This window comes from Bradyrhizobium sp. (assembly GCF_049586575.1).
Classification (GTDB): domain Bacteria; phylum Pseudomonadota; class Alphaproteobacteria; order Rhizobiales; family Xanthobacteraceae; genus Bradyrhizobium.
The window spans coordinates 1-8,636 of sequence record NZ_JBAVCF010000342.1 but is presented as its reverse complement, the minus strand read 5'-3'; the positions used below and the strand labels follow the sequence as shown (position 1 = coordinate 8,636).

Annotated in this window: 8 protein-coding genes, 1 tRNA gene and 1 pseudogene; 3 read left to right on the top strand and 7 right to left on the bottom strand. The window is 60.0% G+C overall.

From position 1 onward, the window contains the following. Positions 1-1,388: tannase/feruloyl esterase family alpha/beta hydrolase (locus tag WB528_RS13360; protein WP_423888886.1), on the bottom strand; the 1,388-nt coding region annotated here is incomplete at its 3' end. Positions 1,389-1,675: 287 nt separating this feature from the next. On the opposite strand from WB528_RS13360, the gene WB528_RS13355 reads away from it, so the two are divergent. Then, complete coding sequence (locus WB528_RS13355; RefSeq protein ID WP_423888885.1) at positions 1,676-2,365, top strand: Crp/Fnr family transcriptional regulator; 690 nt, start codon at positions 1,676-1,678, stop codon at positions 2,363-2,365. A gap of 14 nt (positions 2,366-2,379) precedes the next feature. Here the strand turns inward: WB528_RS13355 and WB528_RS13350 are convergent. After that, positions 2,380-2,607 (bottom strand): annotated as a pseudogene (locus tag WB528_RS13350) (recombinase family protein); the annotation flags it as partial. Between the two features lie 346 nt (positions 2,608-2,953). After that, positions 2,954-3,043 (bottom strand) — tRNA-Ser (locus tag WB528_RS13345). A gap of 206 nt (positions 3,044-3,249) precedes the next feature. Between WB528_RS13345 and WB528_RS13340 the strand changes: the two genes are divergently transcribed. Beyond that, the gene (locus WB528_RS13340) at positions 3,250-3,576 is read left to right on the top strand and encodes a hypothetical protein (RefSeq protein WP_423888884.1); all 327 of its coding nucleotides are present in this window, start codon (positions 3,250-3,252) and stop codon (positions 3,574-3,576) included. 17 nt (positions 3,577-3,593) lie between these two features. Here the strand turns inward: WB528_RS13340 and WB528_RS13335 are convergent, their stop codons facing one another. From WB528_RS13335 to WB528_RS13325, 3 genes are all read right to left on the bottom strand, one after another. Then, on the bottom strand, positions 3,594-5,051 hold the full coding sequence (locus WB528_RS13335; protein WP_423888883.1) for a trehalose-6-phosphate synthase: 1,458 nt from the start codon (positions 5,049-5,051) through the stop codon (positions 3,594-3,596). Between the two features lie 178 nt (positions 5,052-5,229). Then, positions 5,230-6,060 (bottom strand): trehalose-phosphatase, encoded by an 831-nt coding sequence (otsB, locus tag WB528_RS13330; RefSeq protein ID WP_423888882.1) that lies wholly within the window; start codon positions 6,058-6,060, stop codon positions 5,230-5,232. A 4-nt stretch (positions 6,061-6,064) separates the two neighbouring features. After that, complete coding sequence (locus WB528_RS13325) at positions 6,065-7,573, bottom strand: MFS transporter (protein ID WP_423888881.1); 1,509 nt, start codon at positions 7,571-7,573, stop codon at positions 6,065-6,067. A gap of 172 nt (positions 7,574-7,745) precedes the next feature. Between WB528_RS13325 and WB528_RS13320 the strand changes: the two genes are divergently transcribed. Beyond that, positions 7,746-8,126, top strand: coding sequence for a DUF3175 domain-containing protein (locus tag WB528_RS13320; protein WP_423888880.1), 381 nt, complete (start codon positions 7,746-7,748; stop codon positions 8,124-8,126). A gap of 48 nt (positions 8,127-8,174) precedes the next feature. On the opposite strand, the gene WB528_RS13315 is transcribed toward WB528_RS13320, so the two are convergent. Next, on the bottom strand, positions 8,175-8,636 hold a 462-nt coding region (locus WB528_RS13315), incomplete at its 5' end, for a methyl-accepting chemotaxis protein (RefSeq protein ID WP_423888879.1).

Here is an 8,636-nt window from a genome sequence, read left to right as displayed (position 1 = left end):
ATGCCCTGTGTGGGATCATCATTCACATATTTCGTGGTTGTTATTTGGTCTGGCGCGGGCCCACGTTCCACCCAACGATCTAGAGCGGAAAGGATATCGTCAGACGGGTCGGAGGGATTTGGTCCATTAACGCTTTGACCAAATGCAGTTGCGCCGGGTCCACCACTACAGTGGGCCATTCCGGGGACCATGAAGAGACGATAGAAATTCTGTACGCTTTCGTGACGGCCGCCCAGTTCCTCGCGCACGGAATTATAGTAGTTGATGTCATTGATAGGTGAGATGGCGGTGTCGCCCCAGCCCACATACTGAATCAACTTGCCCCCATGCCACTCGAAGGGACGCAGATTTGGATCAGTCGAATTCAAGATCGCAGCCGTGCGAACGTCCGCCTCATGGGCATTTACAGCGGCGCTATTGGTGGTAGGCGTCCATCCAGAGTTCGGAAACACGATGTTTTTGAAGTAACTATCGCCGAACAGGCCTTCCAATCCGTTGGCGGGGTTGCCGCTGTCGGTCAGCCAGGCTGGCCAGTTAGCCGCGTTACTGGCCTCGTCACCGCCCACGCGGTAACCCGGGAAAATCCCGGGGGGCCCCGAGAAGATCTTTTCGACAGCTTGGACCTTATCCGGTGTCAGCGATAGCTTCGCCGGATTAAAGCGGCAGGCCAGCGGATTATTCAAGAATTGATCGGTGCTCAACCCGCCGTCATGTCCCGCGCACTGTGCGAGCATCGAACTGCTGACGGCGTTCAGGTCGGGTTGAGAAAGATCGCCCGTGGAGGTAGCCGCAAGCGCGTTCTGATTCCAGACGAACCCGGTGAACAGATGGGTCCAATAATTCGCCGGTGATCCAGCCACGATGCCGTCGAAATCATTGGGGTAACGCTGCGCCTCCATCAAGGCTTCGCGACCTCCATCCGAGCAACCCATGAAATACGACCGACGTGCGCTATTTGCCTTGAATGCCATGATGATGTCTTTGGCAACGTCGGTCGTCTCCTTGAGGGAGCGATATCCGAAATCAATCACCTTCTGCGGGTGACCTACGGCCCAAGATGCGTCAACACCGCTGGCCTGATGGCCATCGTCCGTTGCCGCCACAGCGTAACCTCTGCGAAGAGGTTCTCCCATGCTGCTGTAGCTAATTGCTCCGCAGAAGCCGCCGCAGCCCACTTGCAGATACTTCAAGTTCCATCCGGACTCCGGCAACCAAACCTCAAATTGGATATGCGAGTCGCTTGTTGGCGTCGTAAAACCGGCAACCCGGCAAAATGCCGGTAAGGCGGTAATGGATTGGGCTGGCGTGGTGGGGGTGACAAACGTGCCTGCTGGAACGTCCTGCGCGATCGTTATGGTCGTATTTGGCCGATGAAAATTGGTGGCCAATTGAGCGCAGCTTGATGACGCTGCCGCTGGCGATGCCGCGAAACCAATCGCCGCTGCGGCCGCCGCTGATTGCAGATACCTGGTAGCCGCTCGTCTCTCTGGTCTATTAGTCCTCATGGAACGCCTCCCTGTTGTGAACTTTTCAGTTTTCCGCGTCACGCAATCGCCTTTTTTTGCAGTGCCGCATTAACTTTTGTTCTGGGCTTGCATTACCCAATTTCGAAATAGAAAATCATTTTGTCGATCGAAAGACTGTCGCGGCCACGACAATTGATCAGGAGACGGGTTTGCTGGACGATTTTTTGGCAAAGAGTAACTGGGCAAACAGCCTGACCGCCGAACAATTCCAGCGTACGCGCAGTTCGATCTTCGTCCGTGAGCTTCAAACCGGAAATTATGTCTGTCGCAAGGGCGATCCGTCCGAGGAGTGGATCGGTGTGATGGACGGACTGGTCAGGATCGAAAATCTATCTCAGGCGGGAAAGCTCGTTAACTTTGGCACCTTCCCCGCCCATTCGTGGTTCGGCGAAGGCGCGGTACTCAAAAAAGAAATGCGCAAGTACGATGCAATTGCGATGCGTGCCTCTCGAGTGGTCCTGATGCCAGCGGCCACATTTTTTTGGTTATTGGACGTGAGCATTCCCTTCAATCGCTTTGTCATAACCCAGCTCAACGATCGTCTCGGACAGTATCTCGGCGCATTCGAGCATGACCGACTGGAGCATCGTAAATCACGCGTAGCTCTCGCCATCGCCGATATTTCGAACCCGCGACTCTATCAGAGGCAAGAGGGCCGGATCGAAATCTCCAATGAAGAGCTTGGCAATCTGGTTGGCATCTCGCGGCAAAGCATCAACCAGATTCTGCACGAACTAGAAAAAACGGGGCTGATCAAGAGAGCATACCGGGTGATCACGGTGCTCGACATCGAAGGCTTGCGAGATTTCGGCAGGCAAATGGACGAGCACGACATCTGAGTCGTGCTCGTGCGGAAGGACGCGGGCTTGGCTGTCCCGGCCTCGATCATGCGCTGAAATTCGGGACGGCGGTCGTTGGTGGCGGAGGCGCCGGGCTCGACATAGGTCTCGACCAGCCGGTAGCCGCGCGAGGTGCAGTAGTTCTCGCGTTGCCGTCTCTGATCCGGGATCGAGACATCGTGCTCGGCCTGTCGAGCCGTCGAGACGCGAAGGTACAGGGCGGCGCGCAACTGCACGGTCATGGACGATCTTGGCGACCCCGGCCTGAAGGAACGTGTCGAGGGGCTGAAGGCGATGCGGGATCAGTCCCAAGCCGACGCCATGCGCGCCCAGGCTGCACTCGACAGCGCGGCCCAGCAACCCGTCACCACAACGGTACTCCGCAAGTTTGCAGCCACGGCCCGCAAGCGGATGCGGATCGAAGGCGGCGGCTATCGCCGGGACCATCTGCGCGCTCTGGCCCAGAGGGTCGAGGTTGACGACCGCGAGGTCCGCATCATGGGATCGAAAAGCAATTTGCTCAGCACGCTCGCCGCGATTTCGGGCGCAAAATCGGCTACTGGCGGCGTTCGCAGTTCTGTACTGGACTGGCGGAGAGAGTGGGATTCGAACCCACGGTACGGTTTCCCGCACACACGCTTTCCAAGCGTGCGCCTTAAGCCACTCGGCCATCTCTCCCAAGAGGCCTTCTCTTGAAGGCGCGCGCGGACTTTTGCAAGTGACCCCGGCGGCGGCAGAGGATTATTTCAACAACATATTGAAACAACACGATAATCAAGACGCGAGGTGTCGCAAGGATATTGTCGCCGCCATTCTCCTGAACCAAAGACAGTCGATATGCGACTTCCAGATCGTGACGACCATGCGTGACCGACGAGGACAGAATGACGATCCGCCAAGTAACAAAGGCTCTCATGGTGCTGGCGATTGCCGGCTACGCGACGAGCGCGCAGGCCCAGCACTGTCACCGCGAAGGCGCGGATGTGGTCTGCGATGACGGGCATCGCGGCGTCTGGTCGAGCGAGGCGATCACCTGGGCCGACGGCACCCGATCGCTGGTGTCGCCTCATCCGAGCGTTGTCATCGGCAACAAATCGTCGGTCACCATCGGGCCCGGCGTCTCCGTCGGTCAAGGCAAGGGCTTGGTGCCGCTCGACGATCCCAACAAGGCGCGCTGCGTCACCCTTGACGGGGTGCTATATTGCAATTGAGAACCTGGTGGCTGGATCTATCCAGCGATCAGGCGTTGACCGAATGCCGCGGGCGGCCACTGGACCGGCGGCTCGACGACCGGCTGCATCGCCTCTCGTTCGGCTCGCGCGTTCTGCAGTGTCTCGAAGAAGCTTGTGAACCATTGCTGGATGGAGTGGCGCCGGAGCTTCGCCATCATCGCCTCCCAGCGCATCCGCCGCTCGAGCAGCGGCATCGACAGCGCCGTCGCGATCGCCCGTGCCATGCCGTCGATATCGTGGGGATTGACCAGAAGCGCCGTGTCGAGCTCGTTGGCGGCGCCGGCAAATTTCGACAAGACGAGCACGCCCGGATCGGCAGGGTTTTGCGCCGCGACATATTCCTTCGCCACCAGATTCATCCCGTCGTGCAGGGGCGTGACGACACCAACCTGGGCGGTACGATAAAGGCCGGCCAGCACGGTCTGGCTGAAACCCTTGTTGAGATAACGGATCGGCGTCCAGTCGACCTCGCCGTGGCGGCCATTGACGTCGCTGACGAGCTTTGCGAGTTCGCTTTGCAGGTTGCCGTAGGCCTCGATCGCGCCGCGCGAGGGGGTGGCGATCTGCAGCAGCGACACCGTGCGCGCCAGCGACGGCTGCACGGTCCACATCCGGTCGAAGGCGCTGACGCGGTTGACGAGGCCCTTGGAGTAATCGAGCCGATCGACGCCGATGGCGAGCTTCTCGCCATTCAAGCTGCGGCGCAGCCGCGACACGTCGGGATGCGAAATGGCTTTCGCGGCCTGGCGTGCGAATTTTTCCACGTCGATGCCGATCGGGAAAACCGCTATGCGGGTCGTGCCGTGCTTTGACGTCACAACACCGTCATCGACGACAAGGCCAAGACTGGAAGAAATATAACTGGCGAAATTTTCGCAGTCGTCCTCGGTCTGGAACCCGATCAGATCATAGGCCAGCATGGCCTCCACCAGCTCGCGATGATGGGGGACGCCTTCAATGATATCGCGGGCGGGCCAGGGCGTATGCAGGAAGAAACCGATCGGCTCGTTCACGCCGAGGTCGCGCAATTCGGCGCCGAGCGCCAGAAAGTGATAGTCTTGGATCCAGAACGCGGTCTCGGGCTTGCGGAATCGCAACAGCGCCCGCGCCATGAAGGCGTTGACCTCGCGATAGGACAGATAGTCGCCTTGCGAAACGCAGATCAGGTCGGCGCGCGAATGCAGCGCCGGCCACAGTGCCGAATTGGCGAACCCTTCGTAATATCCGCCGTAATGCGCGGCCGGCAAATCCAGCATCGCGAGCGCGCCAGCCCCAAGCGCCTCGATTTCAGCAAACGGCTCCTTTTGGGCGCCCTCGCGAACGCGACCGCTGGAACCTACCCAAATCGCGCCCGATTTCTCTACAACTGGAAGCAATGCGGCTGCCAGGCCTCCCGTAACAGGCTCATTGGCGTTGCCGCGCGTGATCCGGTTTGAAACGACGACGAGGCTCACCGGGTTCCTCTCCTGATGGTTCGCTCGCGTGTTAACAACCATTCATCAATATGGTTCCTGGTCACTTTTTCAATGAATTGAAACCGAATTCAGGCGATGCAGCGTCGGGAATACGCATCTCCGCAGCCAAAATTCGTTCACGCGCGCTCCGTGCACGAATAAGACGCTTAAACGGTCATTACGCCGCAGAAGCTTTGCCATCAATAAGGCGCGCAAGCCAGGCGCGGACATCGTGCGGCTCGTCAAAATGGCCCGCGACGCCCTCCGCGCGGCGGCCGACTGAAAAGGCAAGACCGCCAAGGCCAGGCATCGCTGCAAAGACGGATTCATCTGTGACGTCGTCGCCGATGAAAATCGGGAAATGGCCGCGGAACGGGTCGTGACTCATCAGTTCGTGCACGGCGCTTGCCTTGTCAAAACCCGCCTGCTTGATTTCGCAGACGCATTTTCCGGGCAAAATCTCGATCGGCGCATTCGGCAAATCGGCGCGGATCAGCGACACGGCCTCGTAAATCGCTTTCTCCGCATGCGGCGCCAGCCGGTAGTGCAGCGCGAGCGAGTAGCCCTTGTCTTCCAAAAGAATACCCGGGCTGAGCCGCGCGATGGCCGCAAGACGGCTTTTCAACTCCTTGTCCATCGGCGGAGCATGCGTGGCGACCGCTTCGCTGTCGATCGACAGCCGCATTTCCGCACCATGGCCACCGATCGCCGGAAATCGATCAGGCGCGAAAATCAGGTCGATGTCGTTCAGCGACCGGCCACTGACAAGAGCGAGCGCGCCGCGCGTCCGCTCGCGCAGGGCATGCAGCGTGGCAGCCAGCCCCGGCGGCACCCACACCTCACGCGGCGTCCGCGCAAGATCGAGAAGCGTGCCGTCAATGTCGAGCAGGATCGCGCAACCGTCGAGGCACTTCACCAGTTTTTCCGCAATCAGCTCCAGCGAGGGACCCTCTGCAGGCTCAGCCTCTTTCCGCCCGCGCAATATGCGATTTGCCAAACCTTCATTCATCTAATCACTCCACAGATGCCAGCGGCTGAGCAATCGATTCCAGCGAGCGCCGTTCGGCCGGAACCGCATAGCGCCAGCCGACGGCGGCAGCTACTAACATCAGCACAGCGCCAAGCAGATAGCCCGCAAAAACGCTGTCGCGCGAGCCGGTATCGATCAGCGCTCCGAACAGGACCGGACCCGCGACGCCGCCAACCCCGGTGCCCACGGCGTAGAACACGGCGATCGCCAACGCACGCACCTCCAATGGAAAGGTCTCACTCACCGTAAGATAGGCAGCGCTTGCGGCCGGAGAAGCGCAAAAGAAGATTACCATCCAGGCGATTGTCTGGGTGTTCGCGCTTAACGCCCCGATCGCAAACAGATAGCCCGAGACCGCGAGCAGGATGCCGGAAACGCCATAGGTGAGCGCGATCATCGGACGGCGGCCGAGCGTATCGAACAACCGCCCGAGAACAAGCGGCCCCAGGAAATTGCCGGCCGCGAAAGGAAGAATATACCAGCCGACCTGGCCGGCTTGTATCCCGTAAAAATCGGTCAAGACGAGCGCAAAAGTGAAGAAGATCGCGTTATAGAAGAACGCCTGGGCAATCATCAGCACCAACCCGACCAGCGAGCGCTCCCGATACACCTTGAACAAGGTGTGCGCGACCTCCGATAGCGGCGTATGATCCCGCATTCGCAGCTTCAATTTTGGCCACGGCCGCCGAAGCCCGTCTTCGCCGGAACCGGCAGGCGGCGGAGACTTGTCCTGGGCGTGCCCTGTGACCGAACGTTCGATATCGCACATGATGGCATTGGCCTGATCGGGACGGCCGTGGGTAATCAACCACCGCGGACTTTCCGGGATCCACATTCGCATCACGAACACGACGAGGCCGAGGCACGCCCCCGTGAAGTAGGCGAGCCGCCAGCCCAGATCGACATCGAACCAGTTGGGGTCGAGCAAAACGATGGCGCTCGTTGCACCGAGGGCCGCGCCGATCCAGAAGCTGCCGTTGATAATCAGGTCGGTCCAGCCGCGATAGCGCGCCGGCACCAATTCCTGGATGGTGGAATTGATCGCGGTGTATTCACCTCCGATACCGGCTCCAGTCAGAAAACGAAATACCGCATAGCTCGCGACGCCCCATGAGAAAGCCGTGGCGGCGGTCGCGGCGAGATAGAGCGCGAGCGTGATGAAGAACAACTTCTTGCGGCCGATGCGGTCCGTCAACCAGCCAAAGCCGCACGCGCCAAGCACCGCACCGGCAAGATAGCAGCTGTTGGCAAGGCCGACCTCGAAGTTTGAAAAATGCAGCGTCGGGCTTCGCTTGAGCGCACCGGACAAGGCGCCCGCGAGCGTAACCTCGAGTCCGTCAAGCACCCAGGTAATTCCAAGCGCCAGAACGACGCGGGTATGGAAGCCGCTCCAGCGCAACGCATCGAGACGGAAGGGAATGCTGGTCTCGACAACGTCACGGTCGATTGGTGGTGCAGCGTCCAAATTGCCCTGCCGTTGCTGCAAACCCATGGAGCCAAACCAATCAGGAATTGTCGGGAATGCAAAGCGTCCTTTCCCACCATCGCGGAAGGACCACTAGCCAAGACCCTAACGCCCGTGCGGGTGTCGGGGTTCCCGTATTCGCAGACGAGGAACCCATCGCTATCCTGCTCGTTGGCGCAGAAACATGAGGACTTTCAACATGGCTCAGCCACGCAAATCGACGGCTTCGCGCCGTCCAGCCAGACAGAAGAGCACCGGACGCAAAACGGCGAGGAAATCCGCTAGTAAGACCCGCGAGGCAAAACCGTCGTCGAAGCGATGGTCGCAACGCGTCACAAAACACAGCGACGCACTCGACCTCAAGCGCGGCGTCTTCACATTGCGGGATCCGAAGCGGATCGCGGCCTCGCTCAAACGCTCTGCCGAGCACAGCTCACGCCGCAAGGCCGGCGCCTATCGCTCGGCGCTCTCGATGCTGACGTTCTACATCAATAGAGCGGGAAAGACGTTGCCCAAGACGCAACGGATGCGCCTGAATCAGGCCAAGGTCGAGTTGAAACGGCAATTCGGCAGAGACTAGGGCACGGCCGGGCTCGCTTTATGACGCGAGCTCCATCACCCGAACATTTTAGGCCGCGCGAATATTGGACATGAAGCGGTTGAGCTCTTCGCGCAGCCGGCTGCTTTCGGCAGACAGCGACCGCGCCGCGTCCAGGACGTTGGCCGATGCAGAGCCGGTCTCGGCGGCGCCCCGGTTGACCTCCGTGATATTCGCGGCGGCCTCTCCGGTCCCCTCGGCTACATTTTGCACGCTCCGTGCAATTTCCTGCGTCGCCGCGCTTTGCTCCTCGACTGCGCTCGCGATCGTCGAAGCGATGCTCGATATCTGACCGATGGTCCCGCCGATTTCCTTGATGGCGGCTACCGATTCCTGCGTGGCGCCCTGCATGCCGGCAATGTGCGTGGAAATTTCGTCGGTTGCCCTGGCGGTCTGGCTGGCCAGCGACTTCACCTCGGAAGCGACAACGGCGAAGCCTCGGCCGGCATCGCCGGCGCGCGCCGCCTCGATGGTGGCATTGAGTGCCAGAAG